Origin of the sequence: Streptomyces sp. NBC_00286 (genome assembly GCF_036173125.1) — a bacterium.
Classification (GTDB): domain Bacteria; phylum Actinomycetota; class Actinomycetes; order Streptomycetales; family Streptomycetaceae; genus Streptomyces.
Map to the genome: position 1 here is coordinate 4,289,152 of NZ_CP108054.1, position 26,481 is coordinate 4,315,632.

26 protein-coding genes are annotated in these 26,481 nt (G+C 71.1%); 16 read left to right on the forward strand and 10 right to left on the reverse strand.

Going from position 1 to position 26,481, the window contains the following annotated elements; all coding sequences use genetic code 11:
- The first annotated feature begins 32 nt into the window (after positions 1-32).
- From OHT21_RS19370 to OHT21_RS19380, 3 genes are read left to right on the forward strand one after another with little or no spacing between them, the layout of a single operon-like run.
- Positions 33-1,181 carry a lipid-transfer protein gene (locus OHT21_RS19370; RefSeq protein WP_328769602.1) on the forward strand — a complete coding sequence of 383 codons (1,149 nt, stop codon included), beginning with the start codon at positions 33-35 and terminating at the stop codon, positions 1,179-1,181.
- Positions 1,182-1,235: 54 nt separating this feature from the next.
- Positions 1,236-1,682 carry a Zn-ribbon domain-containing OB-fold protein gene (locus tag OHT21_RS19375; protein ID WP_328769603.1) on the forward strand — a complete coding sequence of 149 codons (447 nt, stop codon included), beginning with the start codon at positions 1,236-1,238 and terminating at the stop codon, positions 1,680-1,682.
- Positions 1,679-2,452 (forward strand): enoyl-CoA hydratase/isomerase family protein, encoded by a 774-nt coding sequence (locus OHT21_RS19380; RefSeq protein WP_328769604.1) that lies wholly within the window; start codon positions 1,679-1,681, stop codon positions 2,450-2,452. Before OHT21_RS19375 ends, OHT21_RS19380 begins: the two co-directional genes overlap by 4 nt.
- A 1,018-nt stretch (positions 2,453-3,470) precedes the next feature.
- Here OHT21_RS19380 and OHT21_RS19385 read toward each other — a convergent pair.
- Both OHT21_RS19385 and OHT21_RS19390 read right to left on the reverse strand, forming a co-directional pair.
- Positions 3,471-5,861 (reverse strand): serine/threonine-protein kinase, encoded by a 2,391-nt coding sequence (locus OHT21_RS19385; RefSeq protein ID WP_328769605.1) that lies wholly within the window; start codon positions 5,859-5,861, stop codon positions 3,471-3,473.
- Between the two features lie 221 nt (positions 5,862-6,082).
- Positions 6,083-6,826, reverse strand: a complete 744-nt coding sequence (locus OHT21_RS19390) for a VOC family protein (RefSeq protein WP_328769606.1) — start codon at positions 6,824-6,826, stop codon at positions 6,083-6,085.
- Positions 6,827-6,926: 100 nt separating this feature from the next.
- Between OHT21_RS19390 and OHT21_RS19395 the strand changes: the two genes are divergently transcribed.
- Positions 6,927-7,574 carry a TetR family transcriptional regulator gene (locus tag OHT21_RS19395; protein ID WP_328769607.1) on the forward strand — a complete coding sequence of 216 codons (648 nt, stop codon included), beginning with the start codon at positions 6,927-6,929 and terminating at the stop codon, positions 7,572-7,574.
- Positions 7,575-7,741: 167 nt separating this feature from the next.
- Here the strand turns inward: OHT21_RS19395 and OHT21_RS19400 are convergent, their stop codons facing one another.
- Together OHT21_RS19400 and OHT21_RS19405 are read right to left on the reverse strand one after the other, a co-directional pair.
- Positions 7,742-8,245, reverse strand: coding sequence for a nitroreductase family deazaflavin-dependent oxidoreductase (locus tag OHT21_RS19400; RefSeq protein WP_328769608.1), 504 nt, complete (start codon positions 8,243-8,245; stop codon positions 7,742-7,744).
- A 65-nt stretch (positions 8,246-8,310) separates the two neighbouring features.
- Positions 8,311-9,543 (reverse strand): acyl-CoA dehydrogenase family protein, encoded by a 1,233-nt coding sequence (locus OHT21_RS19405; protein WP_328769609.1) that lies wholly within the window; start codon positions 9,541-9,543, stop codon positions 8,311-8,313.
- 205 nt (positions 9,544-9,748) lie between these two features.
- Here OHT21_RS19405 and OHT21_RS19410 point away from each other — a divergent pair, with 205 nt between their 5' ends.
- Both OHT21_RS19410 and OHT21_RS19415 read left to right on the forward strand, forming a co-directional pair.
- The gene (locus OHT21_RS19410; RefSeq protein ID WP_328774150.1) at positions 9,749-10,891 is read left to right on the forward strand and encodes a thiolase C-terminal domain-containing protein; all 1,143 of its coding nucleotides are present in this window, start codon (positions 9,749-9,751) and stop codon (positions 10,889-10,891) included.
- A 147-nt stretch (positions 10,892-11,038) separates the two neighbouring features.
- Complete coding sequence (locus OHT21_RS19415) at positions 11,039-11,377, forward strand: XRE family transcriptional regulator (RefSeq protein ID WP_328769610.1); 339 nt, start codon at positions 11,039-11,041, stop codon at positions 11,375-11,377.
- A 95-nt stretch (positions 11,378-11,472) separates the two neighbouring features.
- Here the strand turns inward: OHT21_RS19415 and OHT21_RS19420 are convergent, their stop codons facing one another.
- Positions 11,473-11,886: a hypothetical protein gene (locus tag OHT21_RS19420; RefSeq protein WP_328769611.1), complete on the reverse strand. Its 414-nt coding sequence runs from the start codon at positions 11,884-11,886 to the stop codon at positions 11,473-11,475.
- 347 nt (positions 11,887-12,233) lie between these two features.
- Between OHT21_RS19420 and OHT21_RS19425 the strand changes: the two genes are divergently transcribed.
- The 3 genes from OHT21_RS19425 to OHT21_RS19435 all read left to right on the forward strand — a co-directional run bounded on the left by OHT21_RS19425 (position 12,234) and on the right by OHT21_RS19435 (position 15,247).
- Positions 12,234-14,042, forward strand: coding sequence for a sensor histidine kinase (locus OHT21_RS19425; RefSeq protein ID WP_328769612.1), 1,809 nt, complete (start codon positions 12,234-12,236; stop codon positions 14,040-14,042).
- Positions 14,039-14,677, forward strand: a complete 639-nt coding sequence (locus OHT21_RS19430; protein ID WP_328774151.1) for a response regulator transcription factor — start codon at positions 14,039-14,041, stop codon at positions 14,675-14,677. The genes OHT21_RS19425 and OHT21_RS19430 overlap by 4 nt, the downstream gene beginning before the upstream one ends.
- A gap of 144 nt (positions 14,678-14,821) precedes the next feature.
- Positions 14,822-15,247, forward strand: a complete 426-nt coding sequence (locus tag OHT21_RS19435; RefSeq protein WP_328769613.1) for a pyridoxamine 5'-phosphate oxidase family protein — start codon at positions 14,822-14,824, stop codon at positions 15,245-15,247.
- A 34-nt stretch (positions 15,248-15,281) separates the two neighbouring features.
- Here the strand turns inward: OHT21_RS19435 and OHT21_RS19440 are convergent, their stop codons facing one another.
- Positions 15,282-16,151, reverse strand: a complete 870-nt coding sequence (locus tag OHT21_RS19440) for a GNAT family N-acetyltransferase (RefSeq protein WP_328769614.1) — start codon at positions 16,149-16,151, stop codon at positions 15,282-15,284.
- Positions 16,152-16,321: 170 nt separating this feature from the next.
- Here OHT21_RS19440 and OHT21_RS19445 point away from each other — a divergent pair, with 170 nt between their 5' ends.
- Positions 16,322-16,978: a pyridoxine/pyridoxamine 5'-phosphate oxidase gene (locus OHT21_RS19445; RefSeq protein ID WP_328769615.1), complete on the forward strand. Its 657-nt coding sequence runs from the start codon at positions 16,322-16,324 to the stop codon at positions 16,976-16,978.
- A gap of 22 nt (positions 16,979-17,000) precedes the next feature.
- Here OHT21_RS19445 and OHT21_RS19450 read toward each other — a convergent pair whose 3' ends face one another.
- From OHT21_RS19450 to OHT21_RS19460, 3 genes are read right to left on the reverse strand one after another with little or no spacing between them, the layout of a single operon-like run.
- Positions 17,001-17,606 (reverse strand): GNAT family N-acetyltransferase, encoded by a 606-nt coding sequence (locus OHT21_RS19450; protein ID WP_328769616.1) that lies wholly within the window; start codon positions 17,604-17,606, stop codon positions 17,001-17,003.
- A 31-nt stretch (positions 17,607-17,637) separates the two neighbouring features.
- The gene (locus OHT21_RS19455) at positions 17,638-18,069 is read right to left on the reverse strand and encodes a Zn-ribbon domain-containing OB-fold protein (protein WP_328769617.1); all 432 of its coding nucleotides are present in this window, start codon (positions 18,067-18,069) and stop codon (positions 17,638-17,640) included.
- Positions 18,069-18,518: a DoxX family protein gene (locus OHT21_RS19460; RefSeq protein WP_328769618.1), complete on the reverse strand. Its 450-nt coding sequence runs from the start codon at positions 18,516-18,518 to the stop codon at positions 18,069-18,071. The genes OHT21_RS19455 and OHT21_RS19460 overlap by 1 nt, the downstream gene beginning before the upstream one ends.
- Before the next feature lie 156 nt (positions 18,519-18,674).
- On the opposite strand from OHT21_RS19460, the gene OHT21_RS19465 reads away from it, so the two are divergent.
- Both OHT21_RS19465 and OHT21_RS19470 read left to right on the forward strand, forming a co-directional pair.
- On the forward strand, positions 18,675-19,079 hold the full coding sequence (locus tag OHT21_RS19465; protein WP_328774152.1) for a signal peptidase I: 405 nt from the start codon (positions 18,675-18,677) through the stop codon (positions 19,077-19,079).
- Between the two features lie 67 nt (positions 19,080-19,146).
- Entirely contained in the window at positions 19,147-20,343 is a 1,197-nt protein-coding gene (locus OHT21_RS19470) for a flavin-containing monooxygenase (protein WP_328769619.1), read from the forward strand.
- Positions 20,344-21,115: 772 nt separating this feature from the next.
- On the opposite strand, the gene OHT21_RS19475 is transcribed toward OHT21_RS19470, so the two are convergent.
- Entirely contained in the window at positions 21,116-22,138 is a 1,023-nt protein-coding gene (locus OHT21_RS19475; RefSeq protein WP_328769620.1) for a cation diffusion facilitator family transporter, read from the reverse strand.
- A gap of 294 nt (positions 22,139-22,432) precedes the next feature.
- Between OHT21_RS19475 and OHT21_RS19480 the strand changes: the two genes are divergently transcribed.
- From OHT21_RS19480 to OHT21_RS19495, 4 genes are all read left to right on the forward strand, one after another.
- Positions 22,433-23,104: a hypothetical protein gene (locus tag OHT21_RS19480; protein WP_328769621.1), complete on the forward strand. Its 672-nt coding sequence runs from the start codon at positions 22,433-22,435 to the stop codon at positions 23,102-23,104.
- Positions 23,105-23,187: 83 nt separating this feature from the next.
- On the forward strand, positions 23,188-23,775 hold the full coding sequence (locus tag OHT21_RS19485; RefSeq protein ID WP_328769622.1) for a copper resistance CopC family protein: 588 nt from the start codon (positions 23,188-23,190) through the stop codon (positions 23,773-23,775).
- A complete protein-coding gene (locus OHT21_RS19490) occupies positions 23,765-25,810 on the forward strand; it encodes a cytochrome c oxidase assembly protein (protein WP_328769623.1) in 2,046 nt (681 codons plus the stop codon). The genes OHT21_RS19485 and OHT21_RS19490 overlap by 11 nt, the downstream gene beginning before the upstream one ends.
- A complete protein-coding gene (locus tag OHT21_RS19495) occupies positions 25,807-26,475 on the forward strand; it encodes a DsbA family protein (protein WP_328769624.1) in 669 nt (222 codons plus the stop codon). Before OHT21_RS19490 ends, OHT21_RS19495 begins: the two co-directional genes overlap by 4 nt.
- Positions 26,476-26,481: the final 6 nt, after the last annotated feature.

Here is a 26,481-nt window from a genome sequence, read left to right on the forward strand (position 1 = left end):
CAGCAGTACGGACTCCAGGGAGGTACGTACCCATGGCCGGGCTCAAGGACGCGACCGCCATCGTCGGCATCGGTCAGACCCCATTCGCCAAGCAACTCCCGGAGTCCGAGAAGACCTTGGCCTGCCGCGCCGTACTCGCCGCGCTCGACGACGCCGGGATCCCGCCGAGCGAGGTCGACGCGCTCGCCTCGTACACGATGGAGGAGACCGACGAGGTCGAGCTGGCGAAGGCGATCGGCGCCGGGGATCTCACCTTCTTCAGCAAGGTGGGCTACGGCGGGGGCGGTTCGTGCGCCACCGTCGCCCATCTCGCGGCCGCGATCGCCACCGGGCAGGCCTCCGTCGGGGTCGCCTGGCGGTCGCGGAAGCGGGGTTCCGGGCCGAGGCCCTGGAAGAACACGGCCGTCCAACTCCCCACCCCCGCCCAGTGGACCCGCCCCTTCGGCCTCCTCCGCCCGGCCGACGAGATCGCCATGCTCGCGCGCCGCTATATGCACGAGTACGGCGCGACCCGCGACCACCTCTTCAACGTCGCCCTCGCCTGCCGCAACCGCGCCAACCAGAACCCCGCCGCGATGATGTACGAGCGCCCGCTGACCCGCGAGATGTACATGACCTCCCGCTGGATCAGCGAACCCCTCTGCCTCTTCGACAACTGCCTCGAGACGGACGGGGCGTTGGCCTGCGTGATCGTGTCGAAGGAACGGGCCCGCGACTGCCGGCACACACCCGTGTACGTCCACTCCGCCGCCCAGGGCCTGCCCGCCCAGCACCACGGCATGGTCAACTACTGGAACGACGACCCGCTGACCGGCCCGGCGTGGACCGCCGCCCGACACCTGTGGAAGCAGGCGGACTTCGGCCCACATGACGTGGATGTCGCGCAGATCTACGACGCCTTCACGGCACTCATCCCGCTCTCCCTCGAGGGCTACGGCTTCTGCGATCGCGGCGAGGGCGGGGCGTTCACGGAAGGGGGCGCTCTCGAGATGGGAGGGCGGCTGCCGATCAACACCAGCGGCGGAGGACTCTCCGAGGCGTACGTCCATGGCTTCAACCTCATCAACGAGGGCGTGAAGCAGTTGCGCGGGACGAGCACCGCCCAGGTCCCGGACGCTTCGACGTGCCTGGTCACGGCGGGCGAGGGGGTTCCGACCTCCGCGATCCTCCTACGGAACTGACGAGCTGAGGAACATGAGGAGTACGTGGACTATGAGGAGCATGAGGAGTTGACGATGCCAGCGCCGGGAGATTCTCCGTCCCTCCTGTCCCCCGTCCTCGACGACGACGGCGCCCCCTTCTGGGAGTACGCCGCCCGAGGCGAACTCCGCGTCCAGGCCTGCGCCGACTGCGGCGAACTCCGGTTCCCGCCGCGGCCCTGCTGCCCCCACTGCCAGTCCTTCGCGAACAAGTGGCGGCTGATGAGCGGGAAGGGGCGGATCTGGTCGTACGTCGTCCCGCATCCGCCGCTGCTTCCGGCGTACGCGGAGCTGGCGCCGTACAACGTGATCGTCGTCGAACTCGCCGAGGCGCCGCACATCCGGCTCGTCGGGAATCTCGTCAGCGGCGCCGGCGCCGCCCTCAACTCCCTTCCGCCGGAACGGATTCGGATCGGCGCGAAGGTGCAGGTGGTGTTCGAGGGAACGGCCCACCTCCCCCAGTGGACCCTGGAGCGCCCGTGACCATACGCCTCACCACGGACAAGGGCACCGGCGTCGCCGTCGTCACCCTCGACCGGCCCGAGCGGCTGAACGCGATCGATGTCGCCATGGCCGACGAACTCACTCAGGTATGGCGTGAGTTGCGGTTCGACGACTCCGTACGGGCCGTCGTGCTCACGGGAGCCGGGGAGCGGGCCTTCTGCACCGGCCTCGACCGGGACGCCGTCGTCCCGCAGCCGAACTCGCCGTACATGCAGGACGATCCGCTGCTGCGCATCGGGCCGAAGACGAACGACCTGTGGAAGCCGGTCGTCGCCGCCGTGGAGGGGATGGCCTGTGGCGGGGCCTTCTACCTGCTCGGCGAGAGCGACTTCCTCATCGCCGGTGCCGACGCCACCTTCTTCGACCCGCACACCACGTACGGCATGGTCAGCGCGTACGAGTCGGTGCTGATGGCACAGCGGATGCCGTACGGGGAGGTCGCGCGGATGATGCTGATGGGGACGGCGGAGCGGATCTCGGCGCGGCGGGCGTATGAGGTCGGACTGGTGTCCGAACTCACCGAGGCGGGCGGGGCGTTGAACGCCGCGGCCGCCTGCGCCGGTGTCATCGCCGGGTATCCGACGGAGGGCGTACAGGGCACTGTCCGCGCACTGTGGGCAGCGAAGGAGGCCGGCCTGGCGCAGGGGTTCGCGCAGGCCCCACATCTCATCTCGCTGGGGAACCTGCCCGCGGCCCGCCAGGCGGAACTGTTCGCTGCCCGGCGAGCGGGCGGTTATCGCGTCCGATGAGGAGGCGGTGTGTCAGTCAGCTCGCGGGTGCAAGCCGGTCGGCCACGCAGGGGTCGACCCGCGTCGCAACGCCCTGGCTGGACAGGTCCACTTGTACCGTCGCCGTTTAAGTGGGTCCGGGGCGCAGCCTGAGCAGGGCCTGGGGCAGAGCCCGAAGGGGGTCCGGGGCAGAACCCCGAGCGGGGGCCAAGGGCGCAACCCTGGAAGAGGGCCAGGGACAGAGCCCCGAGCGGGGGCCAAGGGCGCAACCCCAACGGGGGTCCAGGGCAGAGCCCCGAGCGGGACCGGGGCGCGGAACTCTAAGGGCGGGCCGGGGCGCAGCCCCGAGCAGGGCCGGAGACGCATCCCCGAGCAGGGCCCAGGGCAGAGCCCGAAGGGGGTCCGGGGCAGAACCCCGAGCGGGGGCCAAGGGCGCAACCCCAACGGGGGTCCAGGGCAGAGCCCCGAGCGGGACCGGGGCGCGGAACTCTAAGGGCGGGCCGGGGCGCAGCCCCGAGCAGGGCCGGAGACGCATCCCCGAGCAGGGCCCGGGGCAGAGCCCGAAGGGGGTCCGGGGCAGAACCCCGAGCGGGGGCCAAGGGCGCAACCCTGGAAGAGGGCCAGGGACAGAGCCCCGAGCGGGGGCCAAGGGCGCAACCCCAACGGGGGTCCAGGGCAGAGCCCCGAGCGGGACCGGGGGCGGAACTCTAAGGGCGGGCCGGGGCGCAGCCCCGAGCAGGGCCGGAGACGCATCCCCGAGCAGGGCCCGGGGGCGCCGCCCTAAGAGGGTCTGGGCGCGGAGCCTCCAGCGGGACCGGGGCGCAGCCCCAAGGGGAGTCCGGGGCGCAGCCCCAAGCGGAACCGGGGGGCGGAACCCCGAGGGGGTCCGGGGCGCAGCCCCAAGGGGTTCCGGGGCATAGCCCCGAGCAGGGCTAGGGGCTATGCCCCGAAGGGGGTCTGGGGGCGTAGCCCCCAGCGGGGCCCGGGGCCGGCCCCGGGATGGGACGGGTAGGGGCGGCGGGGGCGAAACAAGCCCCCGTCACGACGTCCGTGCCGTCCCCGTCCCCTTCTCCGCGTCCAACGCGTACACGCACCGGTCCTTGCTGCACGCGTACACCACCCCGTCCTTGACGACCGGCGCACCCGTGATCTCGCCGCCCGTGGCGAGCTTCCAGCGCAGGCGGCCGTCGTCGGCCTTCAGGGTGTACAGAAGGTGGTCCGTGGAGCCGAAGTGGATGCGGCCGTCGGCCACCGCAGGGGAGCCGACGAGGTCGCCGCCAGCCTGGAAGCGCCACTGAGGGGTGCCGGTGACGGCGTTCAGGGTGTAGAGGCCCTTGCCGCTGCCCACGTGGACGTGCCCGGCCTCGACGAGCACGGGGTCGATCGAGGCCCGGGACTCGGTGGCGATACGCCAGCGGTCACGGCCATCCGTGGCGTCGAGCGCGTACACCGTACCGAGGTAGTCGGCGAGGTAGACCCCGCCACCCGTGACGGCGGGCCCGGGCGCGAAGGTCGGCGGGCTCAGGAAGACGGCGGGCGCCTCGAAGTGCCAGCGGACGTGTCCGCCGGCGACATCGATGGCGAGGACACGGGTGCCGGCGGACACGTACACGTACCCGTCGTCGCCATGGGTGAGCCGGAGCGGAACGCCGCCGCAGGAGGCCGCGTCACCGATCGGATAGGACCAGCGCTCGTCGCCCGTACGCGCGTCGAGGGCACGCAGCCGGGCGTCCTTCCACACGTACACCGTTCCGTCGTGGATGACGGGCCCGGCCTCGGGGGACTCGAAGTCGGCCTGGGCACCGGTGAGTTCCCAGAGCTTCTGGCCGCTGGAAGCCTCCCAGGCCTGTACGCCGCCGCCGCGGGTGCCGGTGACGACGGTGCCGCGGTCGGCCTTGAGGGAGTACACCCAGGCGTCGGTCGGCAGCCGCCACAGGTCGCCGCCCTCGCGGGCGTCCAGGGCGAAGAGGGTGGGCCCGTCCGAGGCGTGGATCCGGCCGTCCGAGACGGTCATCGACCAGGCGACGTCCCGCGTCTTGAAGCGGCGGCGGCCGGTCCCCACGTCGAGGGCGTGCACTTCGAAGGAGGTGACGTAGACGAGATCGCCGGCGACGGCGGGCGTACCCCACACGTCGTTCGACATACGGAAGCGCCACGGCCGCCAGGACGAGCCGGAGTCGGGCTCGGGGGCCGCCGTGGGCGCGGGTACGGCGGGGTCGGCGCCGTTGACGCCGGGGCGCGGGCGGGCCCAGGAGGCGGCGAGTCCCGCGTCCGGAGGAGGCGCCTTCACGGCGGCGGCGCGGGCGTCGGAGACCCGCGGGCCCGGCCCGATGGGCACGGGGGCCCCTGCGAGTCGTACGGGCCCGTTGTCGGGAGCGCCACCGTGCCGGCCGGCGCCCGCGCCGACGGGGACGGGCGGGTCATGCGCCGGCGGAGGCGGCACCGCAGGCGCCGCGGGCCCGGCGGCGGCCCCGGCATCGGGCGCACCCCGCCCGCCACTGCGCCCGCCGCCGGACGACGACGGCTTCGCCGGACGCCCCCCGCGCCGCGTCTCGATCAGGCTCACCGCCCGCTCGGGCAGCCACGCGGACGCCGTACCGCTGTCGTCGGAGCCCGAGCCGAACAGATGCGGGGCGAGCTGGGCCTGGAGGTCGGCGGGGTTGGGGCGGGCCGTGGCCTCCATCTGCATACAGGACTCGATCAGCGGCCGCAGTTCCTCGGGGAGGCCTTCGAGGTCCGGACCTTCCCGCAGCAGCATGAAGACGGTCTCTACGGGGTTCGCGCCGTGGAAGGGCGCATGGCCGGTGGCGGCGAACACGAGCATCGAGCCGAGCGAGAACACATCGCTCGCACCGGTCACGCTGCGTGAGTCCTTGGCCTGCTCCGGTGACATATAGGCAGGGGTGCCGACGGCGACGTTGGTCATCGTCAGCCGGGTGTTGGAGACACCGGACGCGATACCGAAGTCGATCACGCGCGGTCCGTCCTCGACGACGAGGACGTTCGAGGGCTTCAGGTCGCGGTGGACGAGCCCGGCGCCGTGGATCGACTGCAGCGCCTCCGCGACGCCCGCCGCCAGCCAGCGCACCGCCTGGGCCGGGAGCGGCCCGCACTCGGTCACTATCTCCTCGAGCGAGGGCGCGGGCACGAACGCGGTGGCCAGCCACGGCACGGCCGCGCGCGGGTCGGCGTCGACCACAGCCGCCGTGTAGAAGCCGGACACGGCACGGGCCGCCTCGACCTCGCGCGCGAAGCGGACCCGGAACAGCTGGTCCTCGGCGAGTTCCGTACGGACCGTCTTGATCGCCACCCGCCGGCCCGAAGCCGAGCGCGCCAGATAGACCAGCCCCATGCCGCCGGCACCCAGCCGTCCCAGCACCTCGAACGGCCCGATCCGTCGCGGATCGTGCTGCGTCAGCTGATCCACCACTTGCCTGCCACCTCCCCGTACGCGGCTGTGTTTCCAGCCACTGCGCAGCGTCTCACCACCGAACCGCTCCGGCGGCACGCACTCCGATTCTTCCTGGCCCGGCCACCGGTTGCGAACCCGGGGCCGGACCTGGATGTCTCAGGGCGTTCCGGGACAATTACGTCACGTCTCACTCGCCGCTCAGTACCTTTCTGTACTTTTTCAGCGCTTCTCGACTGTCTTCAGCGCTGGAGCACCGCGAAAGACGCTCCTTGATTGTCGGTGACGACCGCCACACTGCCGTACGACGCTTCGAAGGGAAGCACCTGGATTCGGCCGCCCAGTCGGATCACCGTACCCATTGCCTCATCACAGTCCGCCACCCCGAAGTGGACAAGAAAGTGCGGCGGCATCTCGGCCGGGAAGACATCCGCGATCGCTACGCGGCCGAAGTCCGGCGCGGCATCGGGGCCCAGGAGGGTGTCATGGAAGAGCTCGCCGTAGAAGTCGTCGGCGACCTTGGTGTCCCGGGCGTACAGCTCGACCCAGGCGAAGCTGCCCGGCTCGTGCCGCCGCTCAAAACCGGCGTGCTCGCCGCCCTCCCACAGCCCGAACACCGCGCCCTCCGGATCCGCGGCAAGCGCCACCATGCCGTACGCGTCCACCGGCACCGGATCCGTGATCACCTGACCGCCCGCTGCCCGGATCCGCCCGGCCAGGCCGAAGGCGTCCGGAGTCGCGAAGTACACCGTCCACACGGTCGGCATCCGCCCGTCCCGCTTGGGCGTGAGCGCCGCGACGGCCCGGCCTTCGCCGTAGGCCCAGGTGGAGGCCCCGTACCCCGCTTCGAAGGTCCACCCGAAGAGCTCGCCGTAGAAGCGCTTGCCCGCCTCCACATCGGGGAGCTGGGCATCGACCCAGCAGGGGACGCCCTCCCCGAAACCGGCGTCACCGGCGCCCGTGGCAGAAGACTGGGATTCGGCCATACTGCCAAGCTAAGCGCCTCCCCCACATCTCGCAGGCCGGCCGCACCCCATTTGCAGTCGGCCGAATCGCGCCCCGATCACCCCTCGGTAAGCTGACGGCATGACAGGACAAGTGCGTACCGTCGACGGCCGAGTGGCCGGACGGCGTGGGCAGGCGACTCGGCAGAAGCTGCTCGACTGCCTCAGTGAAATGCTCAGCTCGTCGCCCTACCGGGACGTCAAAGTCATCGACGTCGCGCGGAAGGCGGGCACGTCACCGGCGACTTTCTACCAGTACTTCCCGGACGTCGAGGGCGCCGTCCTGGAGATCGCCGAGCAAATGGCCGCGGAGGGCGCGGGGTTGACCGAACTCCTCGAGGGGCGGTCCTGGGTCGGTAAGGCCGGCTGGCAGACCTCTCAGGACCTCGTCGACGGGTTCCTCGACTTCTGGCGCAAAAACGATGCCATCCTGCGCGTCGTCGACCTGGGAGCAGCGGAGGGGGACAAACGGTTCTACAAGATCCGCATGAAGATCCTGAACTCCGTGAACAACTCCCTTACGAACACGGTCAAGGAGCTGCAAGCCAAGGGCAAGGTCGACAAGGACGTGAACCCGGCGGCGATGGCCGGCTCACTCGTCGCGATGCTCGCGGCGGTCGCCTCGCACCAGAAGGGCTTCCAGTCCTGGGGCGTGAAGCAGGCCGAACTCAAGCCGAATCTGGCCCTGTTGGTGCATATGGGCGTGACCGGCAGGAAACCGACGAGATAGTTCAATCCCAGTCATTGTTAGTACGGTTTGGTACCCCCCACACTCCCCCACGCTTCGTAGGCCCAAATCCTGTCAGGCAGACGGCAGTTCACTTCGGAGTCCGCTCCGGTGAACTGCCGTTTGTCGCGTTGCGGGCCTCTCACTGCGGCTCGCATTACGGGGCTCGTTTACGGGCCCTCTCCACGTCGTACGAGCCTGAAGATCCGTATCTCTCGAGTGACCCGTGCCTGGTATGTCGCGTACGGCGGCCAGAAGTCCAGCAGCGCCTTCCATACCGTGTCCCGGTCCTCGCCCTGCAGGGGCTGGGCGGTGACGGGGATGTCCCGGCCCTTCCAGTTGATCTCCGCGTCGGGGTGCGCGAGGAGGTTGGCGGTCCAGGCGGGGTGGTCCGTACGCCCGAAGTTGGACCCGATGAGAATCCAGGTCCCGCCTTCTTCCGGCATGCAGGCGAGCGGCGTACGCCGGGGGAGCCCACTCCGCGCCCCGCGCGCCGTGAGGATGACGCCGGGCAGCAGTTGGGCGCTGAGCAGGACTTTTCCACGGGTGAGCCGGTGTACGGCACGGTCCATCGCGGGGATGAGGCGCGGGGCGACGCGGGCGAAGGTCCGGGTCGAGGAGACGCGCTGCACTGCCTTCCGCACCGCTTCGGGTACGCGCCGGGCGTTCGGCACGTGGTGTCCTCCCTGAGGTCCGTGTGCTCCCTGTGCTCCCTGTGCTCCCTGTGCTCCGTTGGGCATCAGACCGCCACCTCGCCGCCGTCGAAGAGGTGCGCTTCCTCGGCAGCGTAGGCCCGCAGCCGGTGCACCGGCCCGAACAGCAGCTCGTCGCCGGCCGCCCGCTTGAAGTACAGGTGCGCCTCGTGTTCCCAGGTGAACCCGATCCCGCCGTGTAGCTGCACACCTTCGGAGGCGGTGGCGCGCAAGGCTTCCAGGGCCTGGGCGAGCGCCAGCCCGCCGACGCGCTCGTCGCTCGCGGCAGTCGCCTCGGTGGTCGCGGGGTTCGTGGCAGTCGCAGCCGCCGCCCAGGCCGCGTAGTAGGCGGCCGAGCGCGCCGCCTGGACCTGCACATACAGGTCGGCCAGCCGGTGCTTGACCGCCTGGAACGACCCGATCGCCCTCCCGAACTGCTCCCGCTGCTTGACGTACTCGACGGTCCGCTCCAGTACGCGATCGGCGGCACCGACCGCTTCGGCGGCGAGGGCGGCGGCCGCGGTGTCCCCGACGGCGGAGAGCGTGCCGACGACATCGGCGGACTCGTCCTCGCCGAGCAACTCCGCCTGTACGTCCCGGAGTTGGATACGCGCCTGCGGACGGGTCTGGTCGAGCGACGTCTGCCGTACGCGTACGAGCCCGTGGGCCCCCTCCCGTACGAGGAACAGCAGCGTGCGGGAGCGGGAGAACCCACCGGTGTGCGCGGCCACGAGCAGCAGCCCCGCACTGTGCCCGTCCAGCACCTGATCGACCTGCCCGTAGAGCCGCCAGTCACCGCCTTCCGAGCGCTTGGCCTGTACGCCGCCCGCTCGGCCGCCGCCCGCCCAGTCGCCGTGGTTGCCGCCGGTCAGACCGAGGGCGGTGGCGAGACACGTGCCGGGTACGGCGAGGGCGGCGGTCAGCTCGCCGGAGGCGATGCGCGGCAGGAGCTTGCTTCGCTGCTCCTCGGTGCCGAGGGCGCGGAGCAGAGGGCCGCTCAGTACGGCGGTGGACAGGAGAGGCGAGGGGGCCAGGACGCGGCCCAACTCCTCATTCGCGAGGGCGAGTTCGGTGGTCGAGCAGCCGACCCCGCCGTACGTCTCGGGGAGCGCGAGCCCCGGCAACCCGAGCTGTCCGGCGAGGGCTTCCCAGAGCGTGGGGTCATAGCCATCCGCGGTTTCCACGGCGGCCCTGACCTCCTCCGGGCCGCAGCGTTTGAGGAGCAGTTCGCGCAGGGTGCGGCGGATCTCGTCCTGTTCGGCGGTGAAGCGGGCGTCCATGGGCCCCTCCTCCTGGGAATCTGACGGCGCGTCATGGTAGAGCGGGGGCCGCGAGATGCACAGGGGTGTGCGCAAGCTGCGACGCTCTCCCGGAGTCGGCAATATCTGATGTACCGTCAGATTCATGACTCAGTCTCGGTCTCAGCCCCAGCCTCGGTCTCGATCTCGGGCTCAGCGGAAGGCGAGTAAGGCACGGAAGGTGGCGGTGGTCGGCGTCTCCCTCTCCGACTGCGGCCGGGTGGACGAGGCAACCCCGTACGCCCTGCACGCACAGGCGGCCCGCCGGGCCCTGGCCGACTCGGGACTCGGCCGCGAGGTCGTCGACGGCTTGGCCTCGGCGGGCCTCGGCACGCTCGCGCCCGTCGAGGTGGCGGAGTATCTGGGCCTGCGGCCGACGTGGGTCGACTCGACGTCGGTGGGCGGCTCGACCTGGGAGGTCATGGCGGCCCACGCGGCGGACGCGATCGCCGCCGGGCACGCGAACGCGGTCCTGCTGGTGTACGGGTCCACGGCCCGCGCGGACATCAAGGCGGGCCGTCGTACCGGGAACCTGTCGTTCGGCGCACGCGGCCCGCTGCAGTTCGAGGTTCCGTACGGGCACACCCTGATCGCCAAGTACGCCATGGCCGCCCGCCGCCACATGATCGAATACGGCACCACGATCGAGCAGCTGGCCTCCGTCGCCGTCCAGGCGCGCGCCAACGCGGCGCTGAACCCGGACGCCATGTTCCGCGACCCGATCACGATCGACGACGTCCTGTCGGGCCCGATGATCGCGGACCCCTTCACCAAACTGCACTGCTGCCTACGCTCCGACGGCGGCGCGGCGGTCCTCCTGGCAGCCGAGGAGTACGTACGAGACTGCCGCACACCCCCGATCTGGATCCTCGGCACCGGCGAACACGTCTCCCACACGACCATGTCCGAGTGGCCGGACTTCACGGTGTCCCCGGCGGCGGTGAGCGGCCGGCTCGCCTTCGAGCGAGCGGGCGTACGACCGGACGAGATCGACTTCGCAGAGATCTACGACGCCTTCACCTACATGACGCTCGTAACCCTGGAGGACCTCGGCTTCTGCCAGAAGGGCGAGGGCGGCGCGTTCGTCGAGAAGGGCCGGCTCCTGGTGGGCGGGGACCTGCCGGTGAACACGGACGGAGGCGGCCTGTCAGCCCAACACCCGGGCATGCGGGGGTTGTTCCTCCTCGTGGAGGCGGTGCGGCAGTTGCGGGGGGAGGCGGGTGCGCGTCAAGTGCGCCGGAGGCACGGGGAATTGCCCCAGTTGGCTGTCGCGTCCGGTACGGGTGGGTGGTTCTGCTCGTCGGGGACGGTGGTGTTGGGGCGGGAGTGAGGAACGGGGCAGGCTCCTCGTTCGGGTGAACCGGACGTGACCCACCCTCCGAAGGCCGGAAACTGGAGCGGCTGGTACGACACCAGCATCCCGATCGCCGAGAAGCGCTCTGGCCCACATCGGTGAGCCGGCAACGAAGGAGTACGGATGAGCACCGTCCGCTGGGAGGAAGTCAAGCGCCGGGTCCACGCGCAGCAGAGGGCTGCGGGGATCCCGGTCCGGTCGCCCCAGGAGAAGCGGGCCCACATGGAACGGCTTCTCGCCGAGGTGCGGGCCTACAAGCTGGCGGAGATCCGTCGCGAGCAGGACCTCACCCAGCGGGACATCGCCGACTCGATGGGGGTCTCAACGCCACGGATCTCGGCGATCGAGCACGGCGAGATCGACCGTACGGAGGTGGCCACCCTGCGCGCCTACGTACGCGCCTTGGGTGGCGAGCTCAGGGTGGTGGCGGACTTCGGGGGCGCTGCTTACACGGTTGGCTGAGCCGGCGCGCTGCGCCGCGAATCCGAGGAGTGAGGGTGAGGCCCCGGCCGCGGTTCGGGCCGGGGCCTCAGCAGGGCCCGGGACGTCCGTCGGAATTACCTCGACTCGCAGCCGCTACGCGTGCAGAGGTCCTTGTTGACGATGCCCGCGGACCGCAGGTCGACCCACACGTGGTGTGCTCCGCCCGCCACGTCGGCGTCCAACGTGAAGCCGTGCCCCCGGCTGCCGTTGCAGACCTCGCGGACCTGTTCGTCGAGCTTCCTGCCGCCCTCCGTCCACGTGCTGTACTTCACGGAGGCACAGCCGGTGGGGACCGTGAGCTTGCCGCCCACCCGGACCGACTGGTTGTACCAGACCAGGTTGCCCGACACGACCTCGTTGTAGCGGTTCGAGACGTAGTAACTCGTCTCCGGATAGGCGTCGGCCGCGCCGTGCGCGTTCGTCGCGGCGCCCGTCAGGGCGAGCATGGCTCCAGCGGCGACCGCTCCCGCGCGTATGCGCTTGGACATGGCTGTCTTCCCTCTCTGCCAACGTGCCTTTGACGTGAGCTCGCCTGCCGTTCATGTGCGCACTGCAGGGAACTGAAGGATTCGGACTCCTTTGAGACCACCGCGACTTGGGACAATTGCCGCCGCGGGGAGGCGGCGCCCGGGAGATCCACCGAACCCCCCTCCCGCTCGGTGGAGTCCCGGTGCGCCGCGACGACCACAACGTACGTACCTGTGGCCCGGGGCACATCGGGGCTGGCCCTGAGTCACAAACAAGCCACCGGGGCACGGCGGTCCGCCCCCGCGCGCCCGGCCGGTTCCGTGCTGCGGCGGACCGTGCCGACCGGCGGCGCTCTTATCGTCATGCCGTGGAAGGGACCGGGGGGAGAACCAACTTCCGCTCACAGCTGCTGCCTTGGGCCGTCGTCGCGCTCGCGGCCGGGGTCTGCGGGGCATGGGCCTACGGCCGCGCGGGGGCGTCCCGGGCGGATCTCGTACGCGATGTGGCGGTGGGCTGGTCGTACGCGGCTGCCGGGCTGGTCGCCTGGTGGCGGCGGCCCGCCAATCGCACCGGCCGGCTGATGCTGGCCGAAGGGATCACCTGGTTCATCGGAAACCTGCAAGGCACCGGCGTACCGCTGCTGTTCGCCCTCGGCGCCTGGGGCGAGGCGCTGAACCTGGCCGTGCTGGCGCATCTGCTGCTCGCATTTCCCGACGGACGGCTCGCCACGACCCTGGACCGGGGCGTGGTGGCGGTCGGCTACGGTCTGGTGGCCGTCGGCGGACTGCTGCGGGTGACCCTGTACGACCCGGCGGTCAGCTCCGAGGCCAGCTACCTGTCCTGCGGTGACTGCGGCCCGGACGCGAACGCCCTGCTCCTGTGGTCCGATCCGGCGCTGTTCGACGCGGTCGACCTGGTCTACCGCTGGGCGGGGGCGCTCCTCACCGTCGTATGCCTGGTGGCGCTCGTACGGCGCTGGCGGCTCGCCTGCCCGGCACGGCGGCGTGTGCTGATGCCGGCCTCGGTGGCGATCGCCGTCGCTGTGGCCTTCGTGGGGTGGGAGGTCCTCTACGTGCTGGCCCCGGGCGCCCTCGATGCCGCGAACGCGCTGCTGACCTGGCCGTCGGACGCGAGCCAGATCGCCGTACCGTTCGCCTTCCTGGCCGGCCTGCTGCGTATGCGGCTGCACCGGGCCTCGGTGGGCAACCTGGTCATCGAGGTCGGCGCGGATCCGACACCGCGGCAGGTGCAGAACGTACTGGTGCGGGTGCTCGGGGATCCTTCCCTGCGGCTCGGCCTGCGGGCCGAGGAGGGCACTACGGAGGGCACCTCCGCCTACGTCGACCCCGACGGGCGGCCCCTCCCGCTCCCCCGGCCCGGCAGTGGGCTGGGTGCCACGGCCGTGGAGGACCCGGCCGACTCCGGGACACCCATGGCGGTGCTGGTGCATGACGTCGCGCTCGACGAGGACAAGGAGTTGATGTCGGCCGTGTGCGGGGCGGTCCGGCTGTGTCTGCGGACCAGCCGGCTGCGGGCGGAGGTCGCCACGCGCACTCGGGAGGCGGCCGACTTCGGTTCGCGGCTGTTGCGGGCCGTGGACGAGGAACGGCGGCGGCTGGAACGGGATCTGCACGACGGGGCCCAGACAAGGCTGGTCTTCGCCCTGATGACGCTGCGCCGCCTGGACGCCGGGCTGTCCCGGGGCCCCGACCCCGCGCTGCGGCTCACGGTCGCCGAGGCCGAACGGTGCCTGCGCCAGGCGCTGGACGAGCTGCGGGACCTCGCCCACGGCATCCACCCGGCCGTACTCACCCGGGACGGTCTCGCGCCGGCCGTCACCGCCCTCGCGGAACAGGCACAGGTGCCGGTCGTCGTCATGGTCGAGCCCGGACGGTTCGCGCCGCTGACGGAGACCACCGCGTACTTCGTCGTCTCCGAGGCGCTGGCGAACGCGGCGAAGCACGCCAAGGCCGAGGCGGTCAGCGTCTCCGGGCGACGCGAGGGCGACCGGCTGGTGATCGAGGTGGCCGACGACGGCGTCGGCGGAGCCGACCCGGCACTCGGCACCGGGCTGCGCGGCCTCACCGACCGGGTCACCGCCTCCGGCGGCACACTGCACGTGGACAGCCCAACCGGGGGCGGGACGCGAGTACGAATGGAGCTGCCGTGCGACTGATCGTGGCCGAGGACTCCGTACTGCTGCGCGAGGGCCTCGTACGGCTGCTGCGGGACGCGGGACTCACCGTCGTCGGCCAGGCCGGCTGCGCGGACACGCTCCTCCGCCTGGTCGCCGAGCTGCGCCCCGACGTGGCGCTGGTCGACATCCGCATGCCCCCGACCCACACGGACGAGGGCGTACGGGCAGCCGCTCGGATACGGGACCGCTTCCCGGAGACCGGCGTCCTGTTGCTCTCCCAGTACGTCGAGACCGGCACCGCGGTCCAGGAACTCTCCCGCGCCCCGGGCGGCTTCGGCTACCTCCTCAAGGACCGCATCGCCGACCCCTCGGAACTCACCGAGGGAATCAAGCGTGTGGCGGCCGGCGAACCCTTCATCGACCCGGAGATCGTCCGCCGCCTCCTGGGCCGCCGCCGCGTGGACGGCGCACTCGAAACGCTCACCCGGCGCGAGGGCGAAGTGCTGGCGCTGATGGCGGAGGGCCGCTCCAACGAGTCGATCAGCCGCTGCCTGCGCATCGGCGGCAAGACCGTCGAGACACATGTGCGCAGCATCTTCATGAAGCTGGGCATGGAGCCGGATCTGGAACATCACCGGCGGGTGCTGGCCGTACTCGCCTATCTGCAGGCGTGAGCCGGCCGTCGCGGCACGCAGCGGCAGGCGTGAGCCGGCCGTCGCGGCACGCAGCCGGCTCGGAATACCGGGCAGTACGGGGCACGCTGAATTTGAGGAGAACCGTCCGTACTGTCCGCATCCTGAAGAGTGGAGGAGACCGAGATGGCGCTGAGTCGCGAAGAGCGTGAGCAGTTCCTGGCTGAGCCGCATATCGCCGCGTTCGCGGTGGATGCCGGGGAGGGGCGGGGTCCGGTCACCGTGCCGGTCTGGTACCAGTACGCGTCCGACGGCACCGTATGGATCCTGACCGGGCTCGATTCCCGCAAGAACCGGCTGATCGGCGCGGCGGGCCGATTCTCCCTGCTGGTCGACCGGCTCGAGCCCACCATCCGGTACGTATCGGTCGAGGGCCCGGTCATCGACACGATCCCCGCCACCATCGAACACCTCCGGGAACTCGCCACCCGCTACCTCCCGCCCGAGAAGGTCGACGGCTACGTCGACTTCGCCTGGAAGGAACACGGCGAGCAGGTGGTCGTCCGCATGCGCCCCGAGCACTGGCTGTCGTCGGACCTCGGGCAGGTCTGAGGCGCGCCCCGTACGGGACGTCACGTACGGGACGTCACATACGGAACGTGTGGACGGCGAAGTCCCGTACCGGCCGATAGCCGATCCGCTGATACAGCGCGTTGCTGGTCGGATTGGCGAGGTCGGTGAAGAGCAGCACCTCGTCGGCGCCCGCGGCCTGCGCGGCGCGGCTGACCGCGGCGGTGACGGCAGTGGCGTAACCGTGCCCCCGCAGAGCGGGCGGGGTGTAGACGGGCGCGATACGGATCTGCCCGGCGACCTTCGGCAGGGCGCCCGCCATCGAGACGGGCGTACCGTCCGGGGTCACCCAGAAAGTGATGCCGCCGTGGGCGATCCGGCCCTCGGCCCAGCGGTCCGAGTCGCGCATGGCCGGCCCGCCGGCCGCCGCAGCGAACTCGGCGTGCCACCGCGCGGCCAGCGCGCGGTCGTCCCCGGTGGCGAGCCTCGCTCTGCCGGGCGGGGCCGGGGCGGGGGGTGCGAGCGTACCGAGCCGGTAGAGCCGCTGGTTCGTCGTGAGCTGGGCGGTGGTTCCGGTACGGCGTTCCCAGGCGGTCGCGACGGCGGCGGCCGTGTCCGCGGGGCCGTTGACACCGGGGAGTGCGGAACCTGCCTCCGAGAGGCGCGCGGCGAGGGCATCGGCGGCTTCGGGGGTGGTGGGGGTGAGATTGAGTTCGTACGGCGGTGTCCGCAGGGCGGTGGCCCGCACGGCACCGTCCCGGTCCGTGAGCCACGCGAAGTGCGGCGGCTCCGGCCCGTAAGCGGCCGGTCCCCGGCTGCCCAGCGCGTCCGTGACCGTCAACTGCACGGTGTGCAGGGCGGGTTCCGAGCGCAGGAAGCCCCCGGCGCGGTCGAGGAAGACCTCGAGGTCACGGGTGAGGTGCCAGTCGGACGCAACGGAAGCCATGCGCAATGATCCCGTGGACCGCGCCCGCCACGCTCGCGATTTACGCCGGGCTCGAGTCGCCGCTCGTCTGGTGGGGCCCTGGGATGCGGCCTGGTTTGGGGCTCGGGTTTTCGGCCGCCCGCGAGGCCGCCCGCGACCGGCGGGATGCCCTGTCGGGCGATACTCGCCCCATGGAAACGGATCTTCACGAGCTGCTGCGCTCCCTGCGCGTGTGGGACACCGAGTTGCCCGGCTTCGACCCGGCCGAGGCGCCCGACGAGCCGCTGCCCCTCTTCGCGCGCTGGCTCGCGGAGGCGGCGGCGGCCGGTCAGACCGAGCCGCACACCATGTCGCTCGCGACATCGGACGAGAACGGCCTGCCCGACGTCCGCACGGTGATGCTGCACGGCGCCGACGCAAAAGGCTGGTCCTTCGCCACCCACGCCACCAGCCGCAAAGGCCGCCACCTGGCCACCCGCCCCTACGCGGCCCTCGGCTTCTACTGGCCGACACAGGGCCGCCAGGTACGCGTACGCGGCCCTGTCGCACTCGCCTCACCGGAGGAATCCCAAGCAGACCTGCACGCCCGCTCGACCGGCGCCCTGGCAGCGGCTCTTGTCGGCCACCAGAGCGAAGTACTGGATTCTGTCGGGGAGTTGACGCGCGCGTCGGAGTCCGCCTGGGAGCAGGCGCAACGGGAGCCCGACGCCCAGGCCCCCTCCTGGACCCTGTACCGCGTCCAGCCGAACGAGGTGGAGTTCTTCCAGGGGCACGCCCAGCGACGTCACGTACGCCTCGACTATCGCCGTACGGACGGCGGTTGGACCAGGCAGTTGCTGTGGCCGTGAGGACGGAGGGGTGACTCGCAGCTCATCGCGGAGCGGCCGGCTCCGGATCCGTGGCGAGCCGGGCGTGCAGGTGGACGTCCCGGAACGCGTCGCGGCGGCCCGCCTCGAACATCGCGTCGCGCAGGGTGCCCTCGAGGAGAAAGCCGCAGCGGTTCGCGATGTGGCAGGAGGCGTCGTGCCCGAGGGCGTGGCCCAACTCCAGGCGGTGGAGGCCGAGTTCGGTGAGGGCCCAGCGGGAGACGAGCGCCAGCGCACGCGTCGCGACCCGGTGACCACGGGCCTCTGGAAGGACCCAGTAGCCGACGCGGGCGCAGCGTGTGGCGGTGTGGATCGTGTGGACGCCGATATCGCCGAGCGTCGCGCCGGTGGTCTCGTCCGTGACGCGGAAGGAGGCGGCGCTACCGTCGGCCGCGTTCTCGGCCCGCGAGCGGAGCGCGTCCCGGGCGCCGTCGACGTCGGTGACCGTCTTGAGCGGCGTGTTCCAGCGCTGGAACTCCGGGTCGGTCCTGCCGCGCAGCCACGCCTCCACATCACGGTCGGACTCCGGGTCCCAGGAACACAACCGCAGTCCGTGGCCGTGCAGTTCGGGGAACGGACGGACGAGGAACCGCGCTTGGACATGGGCCATCGCCCCATTGAAACCCGTACGTCTTCACGCCTCACATCCGGGGCCGGAACACCGGCACCACGACATCCGCCGCGTCCTCCCCCGCCCCCTCCCCCGCCTCCCGGAACGTCACCTCAAGCCCCATCCCGGCCCGCAGCGCGCCCTCCTCGCAGTCCACCACCTCGGTCATCATCCGCGGCCCCTCGGCGAGATCGACGACGGCAGCCACGTACGGCGTACGACTCCCGAAGGGCGGGAGATCGTTACGGTGGACCACCGACCAGGTGTAGAGCGCGGCGCGCCCGCTCGCCCGCTCCCAGGCCACGTCCTCGCTCCAGCAGTACGGGCAGAACTCGCGCGGGTAGTGATGGGCCCGCCCGCACGCCCCGCACCGCCGCAGGAGCAGCTCCCCCCGGCCGGCCGCCTCCCAGTACGCCCGCGTGAAGGCATCCCCCTCCGGCACATCGAATCGCGCCGCCGCCATCAGAACAGCCCCAGTGCGCTGTCCAGCGACCACGTCTGCCAGGACATCCCGAACAACGCCACCAGGGAAATCAGCGCCATCATCGAGTTCTGCCCCTGCTCGGCCCAGTCGTGGATCATGAGGACGAGGTAGAGGAGGTTGAGGAGCAGGCCGCCGACCAGGGCGATCGGAGTCAGGAAGCCGACGATCAGGCCTAGTCCCAGGGCGAGTTCCGCATACACGACGACGTACGCCATGGCCCTCGGCCGAGGCGCGACGACGACGTCGAAGCCGCTGCGCACGGCGGTCCAGCGGTGCTTCGCCGCGACATCCGCCGCCCAAGCGATCCCCGTTCCCCGCTCGAACCACGCCTTCTTGTCCTTGTGCCGCCAGCTCTCCAGCCACCACAGCCCGAGCCCGATACGCAGCACGGCGCCCCATTCCGCACCGGTGAGCCAGATCGTGTCCATGGATTTCCCTGCGGTCGAAGGAATCTGACGATACGTCAGTTCAGCGGATGCGCGGCGGTCACGCAAGACCGGGCGGAGGCGAGACTCTTCCCGTAGCCGGCCGCGACAGAGCCCAGTCGGCCGGTGTTAGCGTTCGACCGCATGGACGACGGCGTGATGGACGACGGCGTGTACGTGGGCAACGCGGGCAAGGACGCGGCGCTGGACCGCGGATGGCTGCTCGGGCACTTCAAGGACGAGGGTGACCCTCGGCAGAGCGACGCGGTGGAGATCAAGTGGGGCATCCACCCCAGCGGTGACGAGCGAGCGCAATGGGTGCGGGGCGAGGAACGCACGGCCCTGCTGGTTCTCATCAGCGGCCGCTTCCGGGTCGAACTCCCCGGCCGCAGCGTCCTGCTGGAACGCCAGGGCGACTACGTCATATGGGGCCACGGAGTGGACCACTCCTGGGTCGCGGAGGAGGAGTCGGTGGTGCTGACCGTGCGGTGGCCGTCCGTTCCCGGATACGCGGTGCCGCAGCAGGAGCGCCACGAATCCCACCCACTCTCCCCACAGCCGTGATCGATTCGCAATCGATTCCGGGCTTGACCGATACCCATCAAGTGACGTGGTGAATACGCTCTGGCGCATGGCCGACTCTTCCGACGCGACGCGTCCTGAAACGCACCACGCGGTGCCGTCCCACGAAGACCGACCCGTGTACGTCATCGGCGGCGGCCCGGGCGGACTCTCCGCGGCGTACGCCCTGCGCGCCCAGGGCGTACGAGCCGTCGTACTCGAGCGATCCGAGCATGTCGGGGCGTCCTGGCGGCGGCATTACGACCGGCTGCATCTGCATACGACCCGGAGGTTGTCGTCCCTGCCTGGCCTGGCGATGCCGCGCTCGTTCGGGCGCTGGGTCTCGCGGGACAACGTGGTGCGGTATCTGGAGAAGTACGCGGAATACCACGAGCTCGAGGTGGTCACCGGGGTGGAGGTCTCCCGCGTGGAGCCCGCCGCGGACGGCACCGGCTGGCTGTTGCGGGCCACCGGCGGGCGCGAGCTGACCGGTAGCGCGGTCGTGATCGCCACCGGCTACAACCACACGCCCCACGTGCCCGACTGGCCGGGCCGCGACGCGTACAGCGGCGAGCTCCTGCACGCGGGCCAGTACCGCAACGCCGCCCCCTACGCCGGCCGCGACGTCCTCGTCGTCGGCATCGGCAACACGGGCGCCGAGATCGCCGTCGACCTCGTCGAGGGCGGGGCCTCGCGCGTACGGCTCTCGGTGCGTACCGCGCCGCACATCCTGCGCCGGTCCACGGCCGGGTGGCCCGCCCAGCGCACCGGGATTCTCGTACGGCGGCTGCCGGTCTCCTTGGTGGACCGGCTGGCCGGGCCGGTGGGGAAGATCAGCGTGCCGGACCTGTCGGCCCACGGCCTTCCCCGGCCCGACACCGGGCTCTACTCCCGCGTGAACGAGGGCTCGATCCCGGTGCAGGACGTCGGCCTGATCGACGCCGTGCGCAAGGGGCAGGTCGAGATCGTGTCCGCCGTCGACGGTTTCGAGGACGGCAAGGTCGTCCTCGCGAACGGCGACCGGATCGGCCCGGACGTCGTCATCGCCGCGACCGGCTACCGCCGCGCCCTGGAAGACCTCGTCGGCCACCTCGGCGTCCTGGACGAACGCGGCCGCCCAGTCGTCCACGGCCCCCGCACCCCGAACAACGCCCCCGGCCTCTACTTCACCGGCTTCACCAACCCCATCAGCGGCATGCTCCGCGAACTCGCCCTGGACGCCCAGAAGATCGCGAAGGCGATCGCGAGGGCGGACAGGCGGAGGTAGTGGGCACGGAGGTGCACACGGCATCCGGGGTCGCCCGGCGCATCCGGTATCCGGGGCCGCCTGACGTCTCCGGCATCCGGGGCCGCCTGAGGTATCCGGCATTCGGGGCAGCCTGACGCATCCGGATGCCGTCCGCCCATGTTCCCGTGACGACCGTCGCGGGTACCAAACACGTTGTAGGTTCTCAACCCGTCCGCCCAGTCGGATTGCCTTGACCTGCGGTTCTTCTGACTGTCTCAAAGGCAGGCCGCGCTATTTGTCTCAGCCTCACACCCACCGGAGCCAGGCTCTTTGTTGGCCTGGCAATTCGATTCTCGCCGCACCAGATGGTGCGAGCAGGATGAACCGCGCGGCGGTTGCCGCCGAGCGCGTTCTCCCCGGCGATCCGGCCCTTCGCTGGCCTGGCGGCGGACAGGTGCCGCACAGCAGCCGCCGCACCTCCGCCGACCACTGATTCTCCAGGGCTCGGCCAATCCGACGAGGCTCTCCTGCGTGATCGGGCCAGAGCCGGATGAAGCCCCGTACTCGACGTAGGCGGTGCCGTGGGTCGCCCGGAGGTAGCGCTCTTCGACGACGCGTAGCTACGGCATCCTCATCCGCGCGGCAACCGCCGCGGTCGAAACGCTGGGCGCAACCGTCTCTGTGGGTGTGGCCTCGGCATCTGCCGTGGAAGCGGCGGGCCCCGGCCTGGCTGCGTCGTCGGAAGTGACCTTTCCTCGTCGCGAACCGCGTGTCTGGTCGCAGCGCTGCCTCGGGTCGGGTGCAGAGGCGATCAGTGCTTGTGCGGCTCTCCTCTGTGGACCGGGCCGTGCGGAGCCTCGCAGTGCGATGCGTCGCCCGCAGAGTCACCGGGCAGGGCCAACTGCAACATCTTCTCCGGAGCGTGGTCCACCTGAAGGGTGCTGTGAGTGATGCCGTAGTCGTGCCGCAGCAGTTCCTCCAGGTCTCGGCGGACGGCGTGGCAGTCGCCGCCGGGCTCGACCAGGACGTGTGCGGACAGGGCGGACTGGCCGGAGGTGATCTGCCAGACGTGCAGGTCGTGGACCTCGACGACGGCCGTCTGGGCGACGAGCTTGTCACCGAGCGTGTCGGGGTCGACATCAGCCGGGGCGGCCTCCAGGAATATCCGGCCCGACTCGCGCAGCAGCCCGTACCCGGCCTTCACCATCAGCGCGACGACCACGAGCGTGGCGATGCCGTCGGCGCGGGCGAACCCGGTGAGCAGCACGATCAGACCAGCCACCGCGGTGCCGACGAAGGCGAACAGGTCGTTGAGGATGTGCTGGTAGGCGCCCTCGACATTGAGCGAGGAGCGGTTGGCCTTGGAGATGCACCAGGCGGCTGCGATGTTCACCACGATCCCGGCGAGTGCTGTGCCGAACACCAGCCCGCCCTCCACCTCCGGCGGATCGATCAGGCGGTGCACGGCCTCGTACGCCAGCCAGGCGCCGAGCAGGAGCAGGGTCAGGCCGTTGGCCTGGGCGGACAGGATCTCGGCTCGCTTGAGGCCGTAGGTGAAGCCGCCGCGGGCGGGGCGTGCGGACAGCCGCATGGCGATCAGTGCGAGGACGATGGACACGGCGTCGGTCAGCATGTGGGCCGCGTCGGAGATGAGGGCGAGGGACTGGGCGATGATGCCGATGACGACCTCGATCGCCATGAACGCCGTGATCAGCGTGAGCGCGATCCCCAACCAGCGGCGATCGGCGTCCGCGGAGACGCCGTGGGAGTGCCCGGCGTGCCCGCCCGCTCCGCGCTCGTGCGCCGGGCCGTGCTCATGACTGTGGTCACTCATGCTGTACGCCTTCCCCCTCGCGACGGATGCCTCGCATGCAGTGAAACGCATGGGTTCGCGAATCACCAAAGGCTGCATCGGTGACCGTTGTCATGTCCGTTAGCAGGCCTCTGACCTGCGGAAATTTGCCAACCAGTGATCGTTCCCAAGTGGCGGCGTCACGAGCCCCACCCTGTCGTGAACGGGTCGGCGAGTCGGTCGGTACGCTTCCAGGGCGTACGGGTTCTGCAGTCCCGTAGGCCGCCATCCGCTCCCCGTCCGAACCAGCGACGGACTCCCGAAAGCCGCGACCTGATGCGACCGCCCCACCCGACACAAGCCGGCTCGCCGACGTCCGGTGCGCTGCGCGCACTACGGGCCGGGCTGCTGGCAGTGCTGTGTGTGCTGCTGCCGCTGGCCGGACATGTCCTGTCGCAGGGGCATGCGCCGCGGTGGGTCATCGTGGTCGGGATGGCGGCGGTGGCCGGGCCGGGCGCGGCGGTTCTGACGCGGCATCGGCTGACGGACACCCAGCTGCTGGGCGTACTCGCCCTCGCGCAACTCGCCTACCACCTCGCCTACTCGTTGCCGGGTGCCTGCGTGGCGGTGACGGGACAGGACGGCACCTTCGGCGGCTCGTCCTGGCTGGTCGAGCACGACGCGGCGTCCGGGCCGCCGCCCGGTGTGCTGCTCGCCGGGCACCTGATCACCTTGCTGCTCGCCGCCCGTCTGATGGGCGTCACGGAGCGGTTGCTGTGGCAGAGCAGGCCGCTGCTGGCCGCCCTACGACGCCTGCTCGTGTTCGTCTGGCCGCTGCTGAACGGCCGTCACAGCACCGGTCCGCAGATCGCGCTCCCCGACAGCACCTCGCCGCTGATGTCGGTGCTGCTCGTGCGGTTGAACGAGGGCAGGGCTCCGCCGTCCGCCGGGCACGGCCCATTCGCCCTTCTCCGGCCGACGCCGATCGGCGCCCCCTGCATGCCCTGACGGGTCTGACGCGAGGGCCGCCCGGCGGGCCGGTCCCTCCACCCCGGTGGCCACGTCGCCGGGGCCACAGAGAGTCCCGCGTCATGAACGTCACCGACCGGCGTGCCGTCCGCACGGCGGCACGCACCCTCGTCGCACCCGCCGCCCTGGCGGTCCTGGCCACTACCGCCCCGCAGGCCGCAGCCCACACCGAACTCGATACCACCAGTCCGGGCACGGGCGCCACACTCGCCGGACTGCCCCCGCGCATCGCGCTGTCCTTCAGCGACGCGATGACTCAGAAGTACTCCAAGGTCGCCGTCACCGGCCCAGGCGGCGCCTCGGCCGCCGCGGGCGACCCGCAGGTCGAGGGCAGGGCCGTCAGCCTTCCCCTCGACACCGGCTCCCCAGCCGGCCGCTACACCGTGGGCTATCGGGTCGTCTCCGCCGACGGCCATCCCGTCTCGGGCTCGTACACCTTCACCGTCAAGCAGACGGACAGTCCCAGCCCGTCTCCGCGTGCGGCGGAATCGGCCAATGCGCCGGCTCGGCAGCCCGAGTCGGACCAGGCCGGTGGCGAGTCTTCGGACGCGGGCGGCACCATGCTGATCGGTGCCGGTGTGCTGGCCGTCGCCGTGGCGGCCGCGGGCGGGATTATGGCGCGGCGGAGGCGAGCCGGTCGTGGCCACTGACACCACCAAGACCCGGCGGCTACCGCCTCTGTCCCTCGTGCTGGTCGCATCGGTCGGCCTCGCCGTAGCCGTGACAGTGGCCGCCGTGCGCGCCGGTGGCGGCGCGACGTCCGAGATCCCCGGGATCCCGGACGCGGGGGTCGTGACCGCCTGGGGGCTGCCCGTGGCCCGCACCGTCACGAATGCCGCCGCGGTGGCCACCGTCGGCTCGCTGCTCCTGGTCGTCGTCCTGCTGCCGGGCGGCAAGAGGCTCGGCCCCACGCAGCTGCGTTACCTCAACTGGGCTGTGGCGGCAGGGGCGTTGTGGGCTGCCGCCTCGGCCGCCACCCTGGTGTTCACGCTCTCGGACCTGTTCGCCCGGCCGGTCGGCGACGTCGTGTCCCCCGCTGTGCTGGCCGACTTCGTATCCACGGATGCCCAAGGGCGGTCGTATGCCCTGATGGTGGCCGCCGGAGGCGTCATCGGGACGCTCTGCGTGGGCATCGGTACGGCGCGCTGGGCCCGCCTGGCGCTCCTGGTGGCCCTCGCCGGACTGCTGCCGCCCGCCTTCACCGGCCACTCCTCGGCTTCCGGCAACCATGACGCGGCGGTCACCAGCCTCGCGCTGCACTTGGCCGGTGTGGCCCTGTGGGTCGGCGGGCTGGTCTTCGTGCTGGTCGTCGCGGCCCGGCGGGAGCCGGACACGGCGGCCGCAGCCCGCCGCTTCAGTCCCCTCGCCGGCTGGGCGCTGCTCGCGGTCGCGGCCAGCGGCATCGTCAATGCCGCGGTCCGGCTCCCGTCCCTGGGCGACGTGTTCACCAGCCGGTACGGGCTGATGGTCATCGGCAAGGCGGTCGCGCTCGCCCTGCTCGGTGCCGTCGGCTGGTGGCACCGCCGCCGCACGCTGCCCGCTCTCGCGGACGGCAGCCGACGGGCGTTCGTCCGGCTCGCGGCCGGCGAACTGCTGCTCATGGCCGCCGCGATGGGCCTCGCGGTGGGCCTGTCACGTACCCCGGCGCCCGGTGCCGAGGACGCGTCGCTCTCCTCCGCCGAGGAGTTGCTGGGCTTCCCCATGCCGCCGCCGCTCGGCGACTTCCCGTGGACGCCGCTGTTCACCCGGTGGCACTTCGACCCGCTGTTCGCGTTCGGCACCGCGGCGGCCGCCCTGCTGTACGTGGCGGGCGTACTGAAGTTGCGCGCCCGGGGCGACAAGTGGCCGGTCGGGCGCACCCTTTCGTGGCTGCTGGGCCTGGCGGTGACCGTGCTGGCGACCATGAGCGGGCTGGCCGTCTACGGCAAGGTGCTGTTCAGCGTGCACATGGGCCAGCACATGATCCTCGCGATGACGGTGCCGATCCTGCTCGTCCTGGGCGCGCCCGCCACCCTCGCCCTGCGCGCCCTGCCCCGCGCCCCCAAGGGCGAGCCGGACGGGCCGCGGGAGATGCTCCTCAAGCTGCTGCACAGCCGCTACGTGAAGGTCATCTCGCATCCGGTGGTGGCGAGCGTGCTGTTCATCGGCAGCGCCTTCGTCGTCTACTACAGCTCGCTCTTCGAGACCCTGATGCGCAGTCATCTGGGCCACATGTTCATGCTGGTGCATTTCCTGGCCGTCGGACTGCTGTTCTTCTGGGTCGTCATCGGCATCGACCCCGGACCGCACCGACCGCCCCATCTGGGCCGTCTGTTCGCGCTGATCCTGACGATGCCGTTCCACTCCTGGTTCAGCATCTCGCTGATGAGCTCGACCGCGCTGATCGGCGAGGGCTGGTGGTCCGCGCTCGACCGGCCCTGGGTCGAGTATCCGCTGGACGACCAGTACGACGCCGGGGCCATCGCCTGGGCCACCGGCGACATCCCCGTCCTGATCACCACGATCATCCTGGCCATCCAGTGGGTCCGCTCCGACCAGCGCGAGGCCCGCCGTATCGACCGGAAGATCGACCGCGGCGACGAGAACGACCCGCTGGCCGCCTACAACGCCTACCTGGCGAGCCTGCACGCCCGCGACCGGCAGCCCGCCCGCACCACCAACTCCGCACCCACCGAGGAATCGTGAAGAAGATCAAGAAGCACCTCATCGTCGCCGCGGCGCTCGTCGCCGCGTTCGCCGCCGCCCTCGGCGCCTTCCTGCTGTTCTCCCCCGACGACCGCGACGCCGGCGGCGTGAACGTGCAGCCCGCCGCCGAGGCCCTGCCGGTGCGCGCCAGCAGCCACCGCCTCACCGAGCCGAAGAAGAGCGAACTCACCATCGTGGAGTTCCTGGACTTCGAGTGCGAGGCATGCGGGGCGATGTACCCGGTGGTGGAGAAGCTGCGCGAGGAGTACGGCGACCGGGTCACCTTCGTCGCCCGCTACTTCCCCATGCCCGGCCACCGCAACGCCGAGCCGGCCGCACGCGCCGCCGAAGCCGCCGCCCGGCAGAGCAAGTTCGAGGAGATGTACACCAAGCTCTTCACCACCCAGAAGGAGTGGGGCGAGTCACAGGAGTGGAAGGAATCCGTCTTCCGCGGCTACGCGAAGCAACTCGGCCTGGACATGAAGAAGTTCGACGCCGACCTCGCCGATCCGGAGACCGCCGGACGCGTCCAGGCCGACCAGCGTGACGGCCTCGGACTGGGCGTGCAGGGCACTCCGACCTTCTTTGTCGACGGAACCATGATCCAAACCCCCGGTTCATACGAGGCGTTCAAGGCACTCATCGACAACCGACTGTCCGACTGACGCAAG

Excerpts from the sequence above, each read along its gene's own strand:
- OHT21_RS19370 (WP_328769602.1), top strand. The coding sequence starts at position 33 with ATGGCCGGGCTCAAGGACGCGACCGCCATCGTCGGCATCGGTCAGACC.
- OHT21_RS19375 (WP_328769603.1), top strand. The coding sequence starts at position 1,236 with ATGCCAGCGCCGGGAGATTCTCCGTCCCTCCTGTCCCCCGTCCTCGAC.
- OHT21_RS19390 (WP_328769606.1), bottom strand. The coding sequence starts at position 6,826 with ATGGCCGAATCCCAGTCTTCTGCCACGGGCGCCGGTGACGCCGGTTTC.
- OHT21_RS19395 (WP_328769607.1), top strand. The coding sequence starts at position 6,927 with ATGACAGGACAAGTGCGTACCGTCGACGGCCGAGTGGCCGGACGGCGT.
- OHT21_RS19405 (WP_328769609.1), bottom strand. The coding sequence starts at position 9,543 with ATGGACGCCCGCTTCACCGCCGAACAGGACGAGATCCGCCGCACCCTG.
- OHT21_RS19415 (WP_328769610.1), top strand. The coding sequence starts at position 11,039 with ATGAGCACCGTCCGCTGGGAGGAAGTCAAGCGCCGGGTCCACGCGCAG.
- OHT21_RS19420 (WP_328769611.1), bottom strand. The coding sequence starts at position 11,886 with ATGTCCAAGCGCATACGCGCGGGAGCGGTCGCCGCTGGAGCCATGCTC.
- OHT21_RS19435 (WP_328769613.1), top strand. The coding sequence starts at position 14,822 with ATGGCGCTGAGTCGCGAAGAGCGTGAGCAGTTCCTGGCTGAGCCGCAT.
- OHT21_RS19440 (WP_328769614.1), bottom strand. The coding sequence starts at position 16,151 with ATGGCTTCCGTTGCGTCCGACTGGCACCTCACCCGTGACCTCGAGGTC.
- OHT21_RS19445 (WP_328769615.1), top strand. The coding sequence starts at position 16,322 with ATGGAAACGGATCTTCACGAGCTGCTGCGCTCCCTGCGCGTGTGGGAC.
- OHT21_RS19450 (WP_328769616.1), bottom strand. The coding sequence starts at position 17,606 with ATGGCCCATGTCCAAGCGCGGTTCCTCGTCCGTCCGTTCCCCGAACTG.
- OHT21_RS19455 (WP_328769617.1), bottom strand. The coding sequence starts at position 18,069 with ATGGCGGCGGCGCGATTCGATGTGCCGGAGGGGGATGCCTTCACGCGG.
- OHT21_RS19460 (WP_328769618.1), bottom strand. The coding sequence starts at position 18,518 with ATGGACACGATCTGGCTCACCGGTGCGGAATGGGGCGCCGTGCTGCGT.
- OHT21_RS19465 (WP_328774152.1), top strand. The coding sequence starts at position 18,675 with ATGGACGACGGCGTGTACGTGGGCAACGCGGGCAAGGACGCGGCGCTG.
- OHT21_RS19470 (WP_328769619.1), top strand. The coding sequence starts at position 19,147 with ATGGCCGACTCTTCCGACGCGACGCGTCCTGAAACGCACCACGCGGTG.
- OHT21_RS19475 (WP_328769620.1), bottom strand. The coding sequence starts at position 22,138 with ATGAGTGACCACAGTCATGAGCACGGCCCGGCGCACGAGCGCGGAGCG.
- OHT21_RS19480 (WP_328769621.1), top strand. The coding sequence starts at position 22,433 with ATGCGACCGCCCCACCCGACACAAGCCGGCTCGCCGACGTCCGGTGCG.
- OHT21_RS19485 (WP_328769622.1), top strand. The coding sequence starts at position 23,188 with ATGAACGTCACCGACCGGCGTGCCGTCCGCACGGCGGCACGCACCCTC.